This is a genomic window from Rubrivivax soli, assembly GCF_049810355.1.
Taxonomy (GTDB): Bacteria; Pseudomonadota; Gammaproteobacteria; order Burkholderiales; family Burkholderiaceae_C; genus Rubrivivax.
In genome coordinates this window covers 2,919,518-2,935,546 of record NZ_CP187368.1, presented here as the reverse complement: position 1 = coordinate 2,935,546, position 16,029 = coordinate 2,919,518, and the positions used below count along the sequence as shown (strand labels likewise).

General features: G+C 73.4%; 14 protein-coding genes. 5 read left to right on the top strand and 9 right to left on the bottom strand.

All coding sequences use genetic code 11. From position 1 onward, the window contains the following. Positions 1-152: 152 nt before the first annotated feature. Genes bcsB through ACPOLB_RS13250 form a run of 3 tightly spaced genes read left to right on the top strand, consistent with a single transcriptional unit; the run spans position 153 to position 6,222 of the window. Complete coding sequence (gene bcsB, locus ACPOLB_RS13260; protein WP_425261839.1) at positions 153-2,447, top strand: cellulose biosynthesis cyclic di-GMP-binding regulatory protein BcsB; 2,295 nt, start codon at positions 153-155, stop codon at positions 2,445-2,447. After that, entirely contained in the window at positions 2,444-3,586 is a 1,143-nt protein-coding gene (gene bcsZ, locus ACPOLB_RS13255; protein ID WP_425261838.1) for a cellulose synthase complex periplasmic endoglucanase BcsZ, read from the top strand. Before bcsB ends, bcsZ begins: the two co-directional genes overlap by 4 nt. Next, positions 3,565-6,222 (top strand): cellulose synthase subunit BcsC-related outer membrane protein, encoded by a 2,658-nt coding sequence (locus tag ACPOLB_RS13250; protein ID WP_425261837.1) that lies wholly within the window; start codon positions 3,565-3,567, stop codon positions 6,220-6,222. The genes bcsZ and ACPOLB_RS13250 overlap by 22 nt, the downstream gene beginning before the upstream one ends. Here ACPOLB_RS13250 and ACPOLB_RS13245 read toward each other — a convergent pair whose 3' ends face one another. The 6 genes from ACPOLB_RS13245 to ACPOLB_RS13220 all read right to left on the bottom strand — a co-directional run bounded on the left by ACPOLB_RS13245 (position 6,223) and on the right by ACPOLB_RS13220 (position 10,730). Beyond that, positions 6,223-7,035 carry a mechanosensitive ion channel family protein gene (locus ACPOLB_RS13245; protein WP_425261918.1) on the bottom strand — a complete coding sequence of 271 codons (813 nt, stop codon included), beginning with the start codon at positions 7,033-7,035 and terminating at the stop codon, positions 6,223-6,225. Positions 7,036-7,098: 63 nt separating this feature from the next. Next, the gene (locus ACPOLB_RS13240; protein ID WP_425261836.1) at positions 7,099-7,953 is read right to left on the bottom strand and encodes an HDOD domain-containing protein; all 855 of its coding nucleotides are present in this window, start codon (positions 7,951-7,953) and stop codon (positions 7,099-7,101) included. A gap of 69 nt (positions 7,954-8,022) precedes the next feature. Beyond that, on the bottom strand, positions 8,023-9,147 hold the full coding sequence (locus tag ACPOLB_RS13235; RefSeq protein WP_425261835.1) for a DUF2855 family protein: 1,125 nt from the start codon (positions 9,145-9,147) through the stop codon (positions 8,023-8,025). 118 nt (positions 9,148-9,265) lie between these two features. Continuing rightward, positions 9,266-9,517: a hypothetical protein gene (locus ACPOLB_RS13230; protein WP_425261834.1), complete on the bottom strand. Its 252-nt coding sequence runs from the start codon at positions 9,515-9,517 to the stop codon at positions 9,266-9,268. 51 nt (positions 9,518-9,568) lie between these two features. Next, positions 9,569-9,721, bottom strand: a complete 153-nt coding sequence (locus ACPOLB_RS13225; RefSeq protein WP_425261833.1) for a hypothetical protein — start codon at positions 9,719-9,721, stop codon at positions 9,569-9,571. A gap of 415 nt (positions 9,722-10,136) precedes the next feature. After that, positions 10,137-10,730: a hypothetical protein gene (locus tag ACPOLB_RS13220; RefSeq protein WP_425261832.1), complete on the bottom strand. Its 594-nt coding sequence runs from the start codon at positions 10,728-10,730 to the stop codon at positions 10,137-10,139. Positions 10,731-10,799: 69 nt separating this feature from the next. Here ACPOLB_RS13220 and ACPOLB_RS13215 point away from each other — a divergent pair, with 69 nt between their 5' ends. Together ACPOLB_RS13215 and ACPOLB_RS13210 are read left to right on the top strand one after the other, a co-directional pair. After that, complete coding sequence (locus tag ACPOLB_RS13215) at positions 10,800-11,666, top strand: aldo/keto reductase (RefSeq protein WP_425261831.1); 867 nt, start codon at positions 10,800-10,802, stop codon at positions 11,664-11,666. A gap of 14 nt (positions 11,667-11,680) precedes the next feature. Then, on the top strand, positions 11,681-12,265 hold the full coding sequence (locus tag ACPOLB_RS13210; protein ID WP_425261830.1) for an SRPBCC family protein: 585 nt from the start codon (positions 11,681-11,683) through the stop codon (positions 12,263-12,265). Between the two features lie 31 nt (positions 12,266-12,296). On the opposite strand, the gene ACPOLB_RS13205 is transcribed toward ACPOLB_RS13210, so the two are convergent. Genes ACPOLB_RS13205 through ACPOLB_RS13195 form a run of 3 tightly spaced genes read right to left on the bottom strand, consistent with a single transcriptional unit; the run spans position 12,297 to position 15,889 of the window. Beyond that, positions 12,297-12,974, bottom strand: a complete 678-nt coding sequence (locus ACPOLB_RS13205) for a Fe2+-dependent dioxygenase (RefSeq protein ID WP_425261829.1) — start codon at positions 12,972-12,974, stop codon at positions 12,297-12,299. 2 nt (positions 12,975-12,976) lie between these two features. After that, positions 12,977-15,208 carry a TonB-dependent receptor gene (locus ACPOLB_RS13200; RefSeq protein ID WP_425261828.1) on the bottom strand — a complete coding sequence of 744 codons (2,232 nt, stop codon included), beginning with the start codon at positions 15,206-15,208 and terminating at the stop codon, positions 12,977-12,979. A gap of 3 nt (positions 15,209-15,211) precedes the next feature. Next, positions 15,212-15,889 carry an energy transducer TonB gene (locus tag ACPOLB_RS13195; RefSeq protein WP_425261827.1) on the bottom strand — a complete coding sequence of 226 codons (678 nt, stop codon included), beginning with the start codon at positions 15,887-15,889 and terminating at the stop codon, positions 15,212-15,214. Positions 15,890-16,029: the final 140 nt, after the last annotated feature.

Below are 16,029 nucleotides of genomic sequence, written 5' to 3'. Positions count from 1 at the left end.
ATGGCACCGGCGCACACGCCGTTGCACACGCCGTTGCAAGGCTGTTGCGCCCGGACGGCGCGGGCGTTGGATCTGCGCCGCAGCGCGCTTGCCGGCCCGTGCCGATTGCCGGAGACTGCGCCACACGTCCAGCCGTCCTGCCGAGCTCCCTGTTGTCGTTCCGCCTGCCCTTTCCGTTCCGCGCGTCCTGTCCGTCCCGTCCGCTGGCAGCCGCTGGCCTGCTGCTGGGTCTCGTCGCCGGCGTGGCGTCGGCAGCGCCCGCCGCGCGTGCACCCGCCGCCGCGCCCGCGGCCTCCGCTCCCGGCCTCGTCACGCAGACCGTGCGCCTGCGCGACATCGGCGCCTACGGCCCGATCGAGCTGCGCGGCGTGGAGCACAGTGTCTACCTGCCACTGTCGCTGCGCCTGGACGAGTCGGTGGTCAGCGCGCGGCTGAAGCTCAACCACACCTTCTCGCCATCGCTGCTGCCCGAGCTGTCGCAGCTGCGCGTGCTGATCGACAGCCAGCCGCTGGCCACCGTGGTGGCGCAGAAGAACGCACTGGGCGCGCCGCAGCGCGTCGAGGTCGAGCTCGACCCGCGCTACTTCGTCGATTTCGCCAAGCTGCACCTGCAGTTCATCGGCCACTACACGATGGACTGCGAATTTCCGCAGCACACCAGCCTGTGGGCCAGCGTCGGCAACGACAGCACGCTCGAGCTGGTGACGCGCCGGCTCGTGCTGCGCAACGACCTCGCGCTGCTGCCCGCGCCGTTCTTCGACCCGCGCGACGGCCGCCGGCTCGAGCTGCCCTTCGTCTTCGCGCGGCAGCCCAGCCTGGCCACCGTGAAGTCGGCGGGCCTGCTCGCCTCGTGGTTCGGCGCGCTCGCGGCCTACCGGGGCGCGACATTCCCGGTGCTGTACGACACCGCCCCGCAGCGCCACGCGGTGGTGCTGGCCACCAACGACGAGCGCCCGGCGGCGCTGGCCGGCGTGCAGCTGCCGCGCGTGGAGGTGCCCACGCTGATGGTCGCCAGCCTGCCCGACGACCCGGCCACCAAGCTGCTGCTGGTGCTGGGGCGCGACGCGGCGCAGCTGGAGCAGGCGGCGCAGGCGCTGGTGCTGGGCCAGGCCGCGCTGAGCGGCGAACGTGCCGGCGTGCGCTCGGTGCAGCTGCCGCCGCCGCGTGCCGCCTACGACGCGCCGAACTTCGTGAAGACGGGCGGCAAGGTGCGCCTGGGCGATCTCGTGGCCGACCCGTCGGCGCTGCAGGTGCGGGGCCAGCAGCTGCAGCCCATCCGCATCAACCTGCGGCTGCCGGCCGACATCTTCACCTGGGAAGCGCCGGGCATGCCGATCGACCTGCGCTTCCGCTACACGCCGCCGCGCGAAGCCGGCCAGGGCGTGCTGGGCGTGTCGATCAACGACCGCTACGTGCAGTCGTTCCGGCTCGCGTCGGCGGGCGCCGGCGGCACAGGAGAGCGCCTGACGCTGCCGTTCGCCGCGCCGGGCGGCGCGCAGGTCACGCGCAGCCTCACGGTGCCGGCCTTCCAGCTCGGCAGCAACAACCAGCTGCAGTTCGCCTTCGAGCTGCCGCCCGGCGACGACGGCAAGTGCCGCGCCACCACGGGCGGCGCGCAGGCGGCGATCGACCCCGACTCCACGCTCGACCTCTCGGGCATCGAACACTACGCCGCGCTGCCCAACCTGGCGTTCTTCGCCAACGGCGGCTTCCCGTTCACGAAGTTCGCCGACCTGGCGCAGACCGCGCTGGTGCTGCCCGACGCGCCGCAGCGCACCGAGCTGCAGACGGCGCTGGTGGCGCTGGGCCAGTTCGGTGCCGTCACCGGCGCCGCCGCCACGCGGCTGACGGTGCTGCCGGCGAGCCAGGTGAAGCAGGCCGGCGACCGCGACCTGCTCGTGGTGGCCGCGGGCGCCTACGCGCCGCTGCTGGAAGCCTGGGGCCAGACGCTGCCGGCGCGGCTGGAAGCCGGACAGCGCGCGGCGTCGACGCTGGGGCGGCTGGCCGATGCCGGCGCCGAGTGGTTCAGCGGCGCGCAACCGCACGTGGTGCCGCGCGAAGGCTGGACCGAGCTGCAGGCGCGCGGGCCGCTGGCGGCGATCTCGGGCTTCGAATCGCCGCTGGCCGCGGGCCGCTCGGTGGTGCTGCTGAACGCCACCGACGCCGCCGCGCTGCCGGCCGCGGCCGAGGTGCTGCTGGACCCCGGCAAGCTGCGCCTCGTGCGCGGGGACCTGGTGCTGGTGCGCGGCGAGTCGGTCGACGCCTTCCGCGTCGGCGAGATCTACCACGTCGGCGAACTGCGCTGGTGGCGCTGGCTCTGGTTCCAGCTGCACACGCACCCGTTCCTGCTGGCGGCGCTGGGGCTGCTGGTCGGGCTGGGGCTGTCGCTGATCGCCTTCCGCGTGCTGCGCGGCATGGCGGCGCGGCGCCTGGCCGCACGCGGATGAGGCCTGCACGGCGGCAACTGGCGCGGCGCCTGGGCGCGCTGGCGCTGCTGCCGGCCTTGTCGGGTGCGGCCGCGACCAGCCCCGCCGCCTGTGCCGCGTGGCCGGCCTGGGAAGCGTTCCGGCGCCAGTTCATCGGCGACGGCGGCCGCGTCGAGGAACGTGCGCGCGACGGCCGCACGGTGTCGGAGGCGCAGGGCTACGCGATGTTCTTCGCGCTCGTGGCGAACGACCGCCCCGTGTTCGAGCGCCTGCTGCGCTGGACCGAGGACAACCTGTGCGGCGGCGACCTCACGCAGCGCCTGCCCGCCTGGCACTGGGGCCGGCGCGACGACGGCCGCTGGGGCGTGATCGACGCCAACGCGGCCTCGGACGCCGACCTGTGGATCTGCTATGCGCTCGGCGAAGCCGGACGGCTCTGGCGCGAACGCCGCTACACCGCGCTGTCGGCGCTGCTGGCCGCGCGCGTGCTGCGCGAGGAAGTGGCCGACCTCCCCGGCCTGGGCCCGACGCTGCTGCCGGGGCCGCAGGGCTTCGACGACGGCGCAGGGCGCTGGAAGCTGAATCCGAGCTACCTGCCGCCGCTGCAGATGCGCTGGATGGCGCAGCGCCACGGCGGGGCCTGGGGCCAGGTGCTGCAGTCGTCGCTGCGCGTGCTGCGCGAGAGCGCGCCGGCCGGCCTGGCGCCCGACTGGGTCGGCTACGACGGCGGCAGCCGCAGCTTCCGCATCGACGCGCCCCAGGGCAGCTACGACGCCATCCGCGTCTACCTGTGGCTGGGGCTGACGGCGCCGCAGGACCCGGCACGCGCGGCGCTGCTCGCGCACTACGCGCCGATGGCGGGCCTGGTCGAGCGCACGGGCGCGCCGCCCGAGCACGTCGACGTGCGCAGCGGCCAGGTCGAGGGCGACGGGCCCGCGGGCTTCTCGGCCGCGCTGCTCCCCTTCCTGCAGGCGCTGGGCCGGCCGGCGGCGCTGGACCGCCAGCTGCAGCGGCTGCGGGCCGAGCCGCCGGCGCCCGACGCCTACTACGGGCAGTCGCTGGCGCTCTTCGGCCAGGGCGCGCACCAGGGCCGCTACCGCTTCGATGCCGACGGCAGCCTGCTGCCGGCCTGGCTGGCATGCTCCGCACCCGCGGCCTGAGGGCGCTTGCCACCGTGCAGGCCGTGCTGGCCGCCGCGCTGCTGGCCGGCACCGCCGTTGCCGCCGACCGCGTGGCCATCGATGAACTGCTGCGCAACGCGCGGCTGTGGCAGTCGCTCGACCGGCCCGACAACGTGCGGCTGGTGCTGACCAAGATCCTGGCCATGGACGCCAGCGAGCCGCAGGCGCTGCTGCTGCTGGGCGAACTGGAGCTGCGCGCCGGCCAGCCCGGCGCGTCGCAGCGCCTGCTGGCGCGCCTGCAGCAGCGCCGTGCCGCCGAGGCCGGCGAGCTCGAACAGCTGCAGCGCCTGTACACCCGCGACGTCGCCCGCCTGAACCAGCTGCGGCTGCTGCGCCGTGGCGGCAACACGGCCGCCGCCTTGGCGCTGGCCCGCCAGCTCTTCCCCGACGGCCGCCCGCCGGGCGAACTCGCGGCCGAGTTCGCGCCGCTGCTGGCGCAGGCGCCGGGCGGCTGGGAGCGTGTGCGTGCGCACCTGGAGCAGCGCATCGCGCGTGGAGGCAGCCCGCGCGAGCGGCTGGCGCTGTACGAGCTGCTGGGCGAGCGGCCAGCCACGCGGGCGCAGGCGCTGCGCGGGCTGGACACGCTGGCGGCGCAGGCCGAACTGCCTGCCGCACGCATCGAGGCCGTGCGGCGCACCGTGCTGGCGGCGCGGGCGGCCGCCACGCCACAGGCCACGGCGACGCCGGGTGCCGCGCCGGCAGACGGCAGCGGCACTGCCGCTGACGATGTCGACGTCCGCTACTGGGCCCTGCTGCGCGACGCCGAGGCGCTGCGCGACGCCGGCCGCCTGCCCGAGGCCACCGCGCGGGTGCAGCAGGCCCGCGGCCTGCCGGTGGCCGAGCGCGAAGGCACGCTGCTGTGGGCCGAGCTGCTGGCGCGCCAGGGCCGGCCCGCCGAGGCCGAAGCCGCCTACCGGCAGTTGCTGGACGACCCGGCCGCGCGCGGGCGCGCCGTGCCGCGGCTGCTGGCGCTGCTGCAGCAGGCCGGGCGCATCGACGCGCTGCTGGCCGACGCGCAGCGGCTGGGCGCGGCGGATGCCGTCGACACCGGCGCGCTGCGCGACGCCGCCGACGCCCGCGTGGCGCAGGGCGAGCCCGGTGTCGCGCTGCGCTGGCTGGAGGCCGGCGTGGCGCTGCTGCCGGCATCGCCATGGCTGCGCCACGACCTGGCGCGGCTGTATGCCCGGCTGGGCCAGCCGGCGCTGGGGCAGGCCGTGGTCGACGAAGGCATCGCGCTGGCGCCGGCCGACGCCGAGATGCGCCAGGCCGGCGCTCTGTTCTATGCCGCGGTCGACCGCGACGCCGAGGCGCTGGCCTTGATCGACACCGCGCCCGCCGCGGCCCGCAGCGCACCGCTGCAGGCCTTGGCCGAGCGGCTGCGCCAGGCGCAGGCCCGGCGCGAAGCCGACGCCGCGGCCGATGCGGCGCGGGTGCTGGCCGAGGCGCAGCGCCGCGCCGACGCAGCCGAAGCCCGTCGCCAGCCGCGCGAAGAAATCGCCCTCGTGCCGGTGGCGCGCAGCGCCGCGGCCGGCCGCAGCAGCCTGCGCGGACTCGAGCTGCCGCTGGTGCTGACGCGGCCCGACAGCGGTGGCAGCGACGACCGCCCGGCCGGCGAACGCTGGCTGCACGTCGACGCGGTGCTGCTGGACGCCGGCGCGCTGCCGGCGGCCTTCGCCGAGGCATCGCAGTTCGGCCAGGTGCAGACCACCGGCGCGCCGCTGGCTTCCGACCTGCCGCAGCGCGCCCGCGGGCTGTCGGCAGGCTTCGGGCACACGGGCGAGAACCGGCGCTGGGACATCGGCGTCATCGGCGCCGGCTTCGCGGTGCCCAACCTGGTGGGTGGCTGGCGCGAGGCCTTCGCCCTCGGGGGCAGCGACGCCAGCGTCGAACTCTCGCGGCGCGTGCTCGGCGGCGGGCTGCTGTCGTATGCCGGCACGCAGGACCCGGTGAGCGGCCGGCACTGGGGCGGCGTGACGCTGAACGCGCTGGCGCTGCGCCTGGGCCGCGATGTCGCCGGCTGGAGCAGCTCGGCCAGCCTGCGCGCCGGCCTGCTGCGCGGCCGCAACGTGGCCGACAACCACACGCTGCAGCTGCGCCTGGCCACCGACCGCGACTGGCTGCAGACGTCCCATCTGCGGGCCAATGCCGGCCTCACGCTGTCGCTGTGGCACTACCGGCGCAACCTGGGCTTCCACACCTTCGGCCACGGCGGCTACTACAGCCCGCAGCGCTATGCCAGCCTGGGCCTGCCGCTGGATCTGCAAGGCCTGCCCGGCGGCGCGTGGAGTGCGTGGTCGTGGCGTGTGCGCGCGTCGGTATCGCGGTCGTGGACGCACGAGCAGGACGCGCCGTACTACCCCGACGACCCCGCGCTGCAGGCGTCCGCCGGCAACCCGGTGCACGCCGGCGGCAGCGGCGGGGGCTGGTCGCTCGGCCTGCGCGCCGAGCTGGAACGGCGGCTCGCCCCGCAGTGGAGCGCCGGCGCCGCGCTGGTGGCCGACCGCGCGGCCTACTACACGCCGACGCAGCTGCAGTTCTACCTGCGCCGCCACCACAAGGCGCAGACCGCACCGGTGGCACTGCCGCGGCCGGTGCAGCCGTACGCGCAGTTCTAGTCAGCCCTGCACGATCCGCGTGATCTGCGTCGGCGTCGGCGCCGGCCAGCCGGCTTCCTTGCACACGCGCAAGATGGCCTCGTTGGTGTCGAAGTAGACCTGCCAGTAGTGGTCGTTGTGCGTGTACGGGCGCACGCTGATCACGGGGCCGTTCAGGTTCATGTCGAGCAGGTGGACCTCGGGTGCCGGGCTCGAGGCCACGTTCGGGATGGCGGCCACCGCAGTCTTGAACCTGGCGATCGCGTCCAGCGCGTCCACGCTGCCGGCCAGCTGCGCGGTGCGCTCGACGCGGCGCACCGGCAGCGCGCTGAAGTTCTGCACCGTGTCGCCGAAGACCTTGCCGTTGCCCACCAGCGTCATCACGTTGTCGGGCGTGACGATGGTGGTGCCGAACAGGCCGAGCTCGTGCACGGTGCCGGTGATGCCGCCGATGCTGACGAAGTCGCCCACCTTGAACGGCCGCAGCACCAGCATGAAGGCGCCGGCGGCGAAGTTGCCGAGCATGCCGCTCCAGGCCGCGCCGATCGCCACGCCCGCGCCGGCCAGCATGGCCGCGAAGCTGGTGGTCTGGATGCCGAAATAGCCCAGGATGCCCAGCACCAGCGCGATGTTCAGCATCACCGCGACGATGCTGCCCAGGTACTTGGTGAGCGTCGGGTCGACGTTGTTGCGGTTCATCGCCGCCTGCATCACGGCGATGACGCGGCCGATCAGCCAGCGGCCGACGATCCAGAACGCGATTGCCGCGGCGACCTTGATGGCCAGCTCGCCGGCCGTGGTGCTGAGGAATGTCTGGATCGCCTGCATGTCCATGGGGTCCTCCCGCTGCGGGTTGTTGGCCGCCGCATCGTAGACGGGCCGCATGGCCGCGGGAAGTCAGGCGTCGATGTCGCGCAGCAGCGTCCACACCGGGTCCAGGCCCAGGCGCAGCAGGTCGGCGATGTCGGCCACGTCGTCGGGCAGCGCCGGGTTGTCCCAGCCCGCGGCGCTGTGGCGCGCGACGCGGATGGCCAGCAGCACGTTGCGCACCTGCGCCTGCTCGGCGTGGCGGTCGTCGCTGATGTGGACCAGCAGCGACGGCAGCTTCCACGCCAGCATCAGCGCATGCTGCAGGTCGGCCAGCTCCACGTGCAGCAGGCTGCGCTGCAGCGCCGCCGAGCGCAGCGTGGGGTCGTCCTGCTGCAGGCGCGCGATCTCGCCGGCCAGTGCCGGTGCCCGCAGCCACAGCAGCAGTTCGGCGAAGTCGTGCAGCAGCGCGGCTTCGTGGATCACGGCGACGTCGTGGTCCATGCGGTGCACGGCGAACGACATCGCGAAGTTGGCGGCGCGGTGCGAGCGCTTGAGCACGGCCCGGAAGCCGGCCAGCGCCTCGGGGTGGTCGGCCAGCGCGGCTTCCACCGTGGACTGCGGCCCGAAGGCGCGGAAGAACGGGCCGATGCCGAGCATCACCAGCGACGCGGTGACGGTCTCGGTCTCGCTGCGGCTGTCGGGGTCGCGGCTGCGCCGGTGCCGCGCCACGTGGGACAGCAGCTTCAGCGTCATCAGCGGGTCGGCCGACACCGCCTCGGCCAGCATGTGGGCGTCGACCCGGTCCTCGATGCCACGCAGCATCTCCAGCGACTCGGCCGTCTCGGCCAGCACCGGCAGCGCGTCGATGTCGAAGCAGCGCACCCAGCCCGGAACGTCGGGCGGGGCGGTGGTGATGAATCCTGACGGGTCGGTGGCGGGCATGGCGAGGTGTCCTCGTGAACGGGTTTTCGGCGTCCCCGATCCGGACTTGAGTCTGCTCGGCCGGCGCGTCTACAGCCGCAGCATCAGGCCGTCGCGTGCATCGGTGGGGCCGTCGAGCAGCGCGCGGTAGGCGGCCTCGACCGCCGTCGCGCCCTGGGCCGCGCGGATGCGCAGCCAGGGGTGCTCGGGATCGTTGACCGGCTGCATGAAGGCAGTCCACGCGTCGGCCAGGCGCCGCTGCAGCTCGCCCGGGCCCCAGCCGTCGGGCGGCGGGCCGCTGCGCTTCTTGATCTGTGCCGGCGCGAAGAACAGCGTCGGGCGCGGGCCCGGCAGGCCGCCGGCACCGCCCAGGCCGTCCCAGTGCGTGCCGCCGACCGAGCAGCTGTAGGCCAGCGTGCCGTCGAAGTGCGTGTGGATGCGGCGGCGCAGCGCGGCGTCGCCCGCGAAGTCGACGAACACCGTGGGCACGGCCGGGTCCAGCGTCGCCAGCGCGTCGTAGCGCAGCACGCGGCCGTAGCAGCCCAGCGACGCCGTGAAATCGAGGTTGCCGGGCGAGGTCAGGCCCAGCACCGTGGCACCGCCCTGGCGCCGTGCCAGGCAGAACGCGGTGCCGTACGCGGTCTTGCTGGAGGCGCTGCTCAGCAGCACCTGGCGCGCACCGAAGAAGGCGTTGTCGGCGAGGAAGTCGTCGATCAGGAACGCGGTGGCGAACAGCGGGCGCAGCACGGCCTGCTGGCCTTCCTGCGCGGCGTCGTAGCCGGGATCGGCGTCGCAGAAATGGAGCTGGTTGTAGACCGCGGCCAGCTCCGCGCGGTGCGGTGCTGCATCGACGAAGCCGCCGGCGCCCACGCGCGCGGGCTGCACCACCAGGTGCGTGCCCATCGGCAGGTAGCCGTAGACACGCCGGCCCACGGCCACGCCGTCGGCGCGGCTCTCGACCACGGTGGCGAAGCCCCACACGGGGATGCAGCCCCAGGCCGCGTCGCCGCAGGGGAAGAACTGCCAGTACTTCATCGCCTCGCCGAAGGCGGCGTAGGTGATGTTGTTGGCAGTGAGCGCGAAGTGCGCCACCGCCAGCCGCGCCTCGCCCTCGGCCAGCGGGCGCGCCGCGGGCGCGTCGCTGTCGGGCGCGATGCGCACGCTGCGCAGGTCGTGGCGGGCAACGAGAAAGCGGGAACCGGCGTCGAGGATCATGGGCAGGCGGGTGAGGATCGGGCCGCCAGCATGATGACGCCGCAGCCGGGCGGCTGTCACCCCCGCGACGCCGAGACGCTGCGGGGGTGGCAGGAGCCAGCCGTTCAGCACGGTGCGCTCACAGGCGGCTCACGCCGTCGAGGTGGCCGACGAGCTTGCCGTCCACGTACAGCGCACCTTCGGGTGCGCCGGCCTGGGCGTAGAACTCGAGCACCGGTTCGCCGGCGGGTGCGCGTGCAGCCGGCAGCAGGCGCATCGCCAGCTGGCCGAGCAGCATGCTCACGCCGTGCAGCAGCATCGCTGCCAGGAGGCGGGCGCGCCCGTGTTCATAGGGCAGGGCGCCGAAAGCGAGGTCGTCTCGCAACATCATGGTGGGTCTCCTGCGGACGCCGGGCGCGTGGCCGTCGGGTCCGCCTGGGTTTCAGGGGCTGGGTCGCAGTCGTTCGAGTTCCAGGCGCAGCGCGCGCCCGGCTTGCTGGCGGGCGGAGCCGCCGCGGTGCACACCGGCACGGCGCATGCGGCTGGCGGCCACCAGCGGGTTTCTGGGCTTGAGGGTCTTGATGGCGAACTTCATGTCAGGGCTCCTTCGACAGGCGGGGACGGGAAAGACGGGCCGGAACAAAGCAAAAGGCCCGGGTTGCTGGTGCAACCCGGGCCTCGGTGGGGTGGCCACCTCGTTGCCGAGGGGCTAACCGGTCACCGGCGCCCCGGGCGGGGCACCATGGAAACGCACGACTGCGCCGGCTTGCATGCGCCGAACGCCTGCGGCTGCCGCGGGGCGGCTGGGCAGGGTGTTCAGAAGCAGGCGAGGGAACATGGCGTGGTCGGTTGGGTTGATCGGTGTGCCGTTCGGCCGGGGTCTGCGGCAGACCAAGGCTTCACGACACGCTTGCGCAGATGATAAAGACTTGGTTATCAGAAGGCAAGCCGGCTTGCTCCCCAGAGATAGGGAGGACAAACCCGGGGGCGCCGCTGCGTGGCGGACCGGGCTACTTCTTGCGCTTCAGCGGCGCGACGCCGGTCTGCGTGCGGCGCCACAGGTCCAGCGCCTCGTCGGCGGTGGGTCGCGCGGATGCGCCCGTGCCGGGTGGGCTTCCTGGGCCGCGTGCCGGCACGGGGGCCGGCGCCGGCGGCTGCGGCGTCAGCACCTCGCCCAGCAGGTCGAGCAGCCGCGTGCGGGCGCGCTGCGGGTGGCGGCGGTAGTAGGTGAGCACGAGGCCGACGATGAACTTCTCGTCGTCGTCGCGCGGGGCGTTGTCGTCGGCCGGTGGCTCCGGGCGCAGCGCCGCGGCCGCTGCTTCGGCGCCAGGCACGCTGCCGTCGTGCGGCAGGTCCATCCAGCCGCGCGGCTTGTGGCACAGGTGCTCGAACTGGCGCGCGAGGCGTTCGCCGATCTGGCGTGAGCGGCTCTTGATCTGGCTCCAGTAGCTGGGCTGGATCTGCACGCGCTCGGCAAAGCGGCGCTCCAGGCCCCGCAGCGTGGCGGCATCGGCATGGCGTGCGGTCTGGCGCACGAACTCCTCGAACAGCGCCAGGGCGTTGTCCAGGCGCACCTGGGCGAGGTCGACAGGGCTGTTGGGCATCGGCCGCAATGATAAATCCGCGTTGACCAGTCCGTGCGCCTTGCCGATTTCGGGCCTACCATGCGCGGCATGTCGTCACGCTCTGCGTCTCACGTCACGCTGCCCGGCGGCGAGGTCTGGCCGGCGCTGGGCCTCGGAACCTGGCGCTACGGCGAGGACGGCGCCCGGCGCGTGCACGACGTGGCCCTGCTGCGCAGCGCGCTCGACATGGGCTACCGCCTCTTCGACACCGCCGAGATGTACGGTGATGGCGGGGCCGAGCAGGTGCTCGGCGAGGCGCTGGCCGCCGCGGTGCGCGGCGGCCTGCAGCGGTCGCAGGTGCAGATCGTCAGCAAGGTCTATCCGCACAACGCCAGCGCGGCCGGCGTGCAGGCGGCCTGCGAGCGCAGCCTGCGCCGCCTGCAGCTCGACCACATCGACCTGTACCTGCTGCACTGGCGCGGCAGCGTGCCGCTGGCCGAGACCGTGCGCGGCCTGCAGGCGCTGCAGCAGCGCGGCCGGGTGCGGCACTGGGGCGTCAGCAACTTCGACGTCGACGATCTGGCCGAGTTGGCGGCCGTGCCCGGGGGCGACGCGTGCGCCGCGAACCAGGTCTACTACGCGCCCGCCGAGCGCGGCGTGGAAGTGGCGCTGCTGCCGCGGCAGCAGGCGCTGGGCATGCCGCTGATGGCCTACAGCCCGATCGACCAGGGCGCGCTCGCCACCGACGCCGGCCTGCAGGCGCTGGCGGCGCGCTGCGGCTGGACCCCCGCCCAGCTGGCGCTGGCCTGGGTGCTGCGCCAGCCCGGCGTGATGGCGATCCCCAAGGCCGGGCGCGCGGACCACCTGCGCGACAACCTGGCCGCGGCCACGCTGGCCCTGGACGCCGACACGCTGGCGCAGATGGACCGCCTGTTCCCGCCGCCGCGGCGCAAGACGCCGCTGGCGATGCGCTGACCGAGGAGACGCCGATGCATCCGCAATGCCCGATCGCGAGAAACACGGCCGCGCTGGCCGCGGCGCTGGCCCTGGCCGTGCCAGTCCACGCGGCCGAACGCGCGCTGGACAAGAGCGTGGTCGTCAACGCCACGCTCGACCAGGCCTGGCAGGCCTGGACCACGCGCGAAGGCATCGTCAGCTTCTTCGCGCCCGACGCACGTGTCGAGGCCCGGCCCGGCGGCCCGTTCGAGATCTACATCGACCCGGGCGGCGCGCCCGGCATGAAGGGCGCCGACGACATGCGCGTGCTGGCGGTGCAGCCGAAGCAGCTGCTGTCGTTCGAGTGGAACGCGCCGCCGCACCTGCCCGAGGCGCGGCAGCAGCGCACCGTGGTCATCCTGCGCTTCGAGCCCGTGACCGACACGTCCACGCGCGTGCGCCTGCACCACGTGGGCTGGGGCGACGGCGGCCAGTGGGACCAGGCCTATGCCTACTTCGACCGCGCCTGGGGCAACGTGCTGGCCAACCTGCAGAAGCGCTTCGACAGCGGTCCGGTGGACTGGACGGCCTGGCTGCAGCAGCTGGAGCAGATGCGCGCGGCGGCGAAGCCGAAGTGACGGGCCGGGCGGCGGGCGGCCGAAGCCGCCCTCAGGTGTCGGCCCACAGCCGCAGCAGGTTGTGGTACGTGCCGGTCAGTGCCACCGCTTCGGCGCTCTCGCCGTCGCGCGCACGCAGCCGCATCAGCGCCATGTCCATGTCGAAGAGCAGCCGGCGCTGGGTTTCGTCGCGCACCATGCTCTCGATCCAGAAGAAGCTGGCCAGGCGCGCACCGCGTGTCACGGGCTCGACCTCGTGCAGGCTGCCGCTGCTGTAGAGCAGGGCGTCGCCGGCGGGCAGCTTCACGCGTTCGCTGCCGTACAGGTGCTGCACGACCAGCGTGCCGCCGTCGTAGTCGTCGGGCTCGGCGAGGAACAGCGTGCAGCTGAGGTCGGCGCGCACCCGCAGTCCGCCGCCGTGCAGCACCGCGCCGTCGACATGGGCGCCATAGTGTTCGCCTGGCGCGGCGTAGCGGTTGAACAGCGGCGGCAGGATCTTCTTCGGCAGCGCGGCCGAGAAGAACACCGCGTGCCGGTGCAGCGCGCCCAGCACCAGCTCGCGCAGCGCCTGCGACGCCGTGCCCTTGCTCGGCAGCTGCTGGTTGTTCTTCACCGCCACCGACTGCGTGCCGGCCGTGGCCTGGCCGTCCACCCAGTCGGCGCCGTCGAGCTGCGCACGCGCGGCGCGCAGTTCGTCCGGCGTCAGCACCTGTTGCAGATGCAGCAGCATGGTCAGAACGTCGTCTTCAGCGTCAGCTGCGCCGAGCGGGCCTCGCCGGGCGTGTAGAAGCCGCGGTACAGCATGTCGGCGTAGAGCTCATCGGTCAGGTTCTTCACATTCAGCTGCAGCGTGGTGCCTTCCGCCAGTCGTGTCTCGACCATCAGGTCGGCCGTCGTGAAGCGCTCGGCGGTGACGTGGCGCGCGCCTTCGGGGTTCTGCGCGCTGCGCATGTTGAGTCCGGCCCCCACGCGCCAGGCGGGCGTGAGCTGGTACGTGGTCCACACGCTGCCGCTGTGGCGCGGCGTCAGGCCCGGGCGGTCGCCCTGCACCTGCGCGCCGGTGCCGGTGGCGTTCAGCGCCACGTTGCTGCTGTCGATGCGGGCCTCGGGGATCCAGGTGTAGTTGACCCAGGCTTCCCAGGCAGCGCTCAGTCGGCCGGCGACGTTGAGCTCGATGCCGCTGGCGTGGCGCTTGCCGGACAGCAGCTCCTGCGTGGCCGCGGTGTCGGGGTCCGTGTTGCGTTCGTTGTACTTCTCGGTGCGGAACAGCGCGGCCGTCAGCGACAGCCGGTTGGCCAGCAGTTCCCACTTGCCGCCGAGCTCGATGTTGCGGCTCTTCTCGGCCGGCGTGTTGGCCACGCGCAGGCTGGGCGAGCCGGGCGAGAACTGGTAGGTGTCGCCGGCCACGTTGTACGAGGTCCCGACCGAGGCGTAGTAGCTGCTCCGCTCGTCGGGCTGGAACAGCACGCCCAGGCGCGGGCTCCACAGGCTGTCGTCGCGCTCGAAGGAGTAGCCCGGCGTCACGACGCCGGCGCCGCTGGTGGTGGTCTGCGTGGTGTAGCTGGCCGAGAAACGGTCGTAGCGCAGGCCGCCGAGCAGCTTGAAGGTGTCGGTCAGTGCCACCGTGTCCTGCAGGTACAGGCCGATCGAGCGGGCGTCGAAGGTGTTGAACAGCGGCGTGCCGCGGGTGTCGTCGCGGCTGGCGCCATCGTTGGGCGTGCCCACCGTGGTGTTCAGGCCGCTGGCGGCGCCGGCGAAGTTGTTGTTGCGCTTCGCGTCTTCGTCGACGACGTCGATGCCGGTGATGATCTCGTGGCGCAGCCCGCCCCAGGTGAAGCGGCCGCTGAAGTCGCTCTGCAGCTGCGTGATGTCGCTTTCGCTGATGCGGCCCTTGGGCGTGCGCGTGACGATGGTCTGCGGCCCCAGGTTGTCGATGGTGGTCGGCGCGCCGTCGGTGGTGCCGAAGCGGATGACGCTGGCCCACAGGTCGCGTTCGTAGCGACCGTGGCGCAGCGTGGTGCGCAGCTCGGCGCGGCCGCCGAAGTCGCCGAAGCGGTGCACGTGCGTCAAGGTGCCGTGCGTGGCCGAGCCCTTCAGGTGGTCGCTGGCCAGGCCGTAGTAGTTCTTCGCCGGCAGCGTGGTCTTGAGCTGGCCGTCGACCACGAACCACGGGTGGTTGTAGTTCGGCACGTTGTCGTAGTCGAGGTGGTACAGGCCCACCGAGAACTCGTCGCTGGTGCCGATGCCCCAGCGGAACGTCGGCGCGATGCCCTGCTTGGAGACTTCGGCGCCGTCGTTGTCGGCCCGCTGCACCATCGCGTTCACGCGCAGCGCGGCGTTCTCGCCGGTGCGGAAGTTGAAGTCGCCGGTGGCGCGCTTGTCGTTGCCGGTGCCCAGCGACAGCGACACCACGTGCTGCGTCAGCCCGAACGGCTGCTTGTTGACCTGGTTGACGACGCCGCCGGTGGAGCCGCGGCCGAACAGCATCGAGGCCGAGCCCTTCAGCACCTCGATGCGGTCGTTGTTGAACGCGTCGCGCTCGATCATCGCCACGTCGCGCAGGCCGTCGACGTAGATGTCGCCGGCCTGGGCCAGCGAGAAGCCGCGCAGGCGGATGTCTTCCTCGCCGGTCTCGCCGGCCAGGAAGCTGACGCCGGAGATGTTGCGCAGCACGTCGCGGAACTCGTCGAGGTTGCGGTCGTCGAGCATGCGCTCGGTGACGACGGTGACCGACTGCGGGATGTCGCGCAGGTCCTGCGTGCCCTTGCCGATGCGGGTGGTGGTCACCTGCAGCGAGTCCTTGCCAGCCGGCTCGGCCTGTGCCCTGGCGCGCACGACGGGCAGGGTGTTCTCGGGGGCGGACGCCGCGGCGGCCGGGGCCGGCGCGGTGGTCTGTGCCAGGGCAGCACCGGCGATGCCGAAGCCCGCGGCAAGCGCTCCCAGGCTGGTCAGCTTGTGGGTCATGGGTCAGTTCTCCAGGGTGTATTCGAGGGCGGCGGTGGACTCGCACTCCACGGGCTTGCCACCGTGGGTGCAGGGGATGAATCGGGCCTGGCGCATGGCGCCCAGCGCCTGCTGGTCGAGGCGGTCGAAGCCGGAGGACTGCTGCAGCAGCACGCTGCGCGGCAGGCCGCGCGTGTCGACCACGACGCGCAGCAGCACGGTGCCGGTCTCGCGCAGCCGGCGCGAGACACGCGGCACCTCCACCGGGGGCTCGACCAGGTAGCGCAGCGCGCTCGCCGGCACCTGCAGTGGCGCCGGCGGCGGCGGCGGCGCCGGGGGGGCTGCCACGGCCACGGTCTGTGCCGCTGCCGGCGCGGGCGGGGCGGTGACGGCCTGCACGGTGATGGTGGGCGCGGGCTCCTCGCGCTGCACCTGCACCTCGGGCACCGGCACCGTCACCACCACCTGCGGCAGTGCCGGGCTGGGCGGCAGCACCCGCAGCGGCGGCGCCGGCTCGGGCGGGCGCTCGGGGCTGCTGACGATCTGCACCATCAACGGCGCGGCCTGGCGCACGACGTCGGCGATGGCGTCCAGCTGCAGCAGCCCCCAGAGCAGCAGCCCGTGGCCGGCAAAGACCACCAGGCTGAGCCAGGGACGGGCGGTGCGGGCTGGCGCGGCGCGCCAGGACGGGCTCGAGGACATCCAATGAATGTAGCACGAATAGGAACGATTCGTATTTGTGTGTTGCTTCTCAGAGACGTGGTCGACACCGCGTGCGTTGGCTGCGCGGGCATGAAAAAGGCCCCGCTGTGCGGGGCCCTCGAGGCTCGGGAACGGGGCGG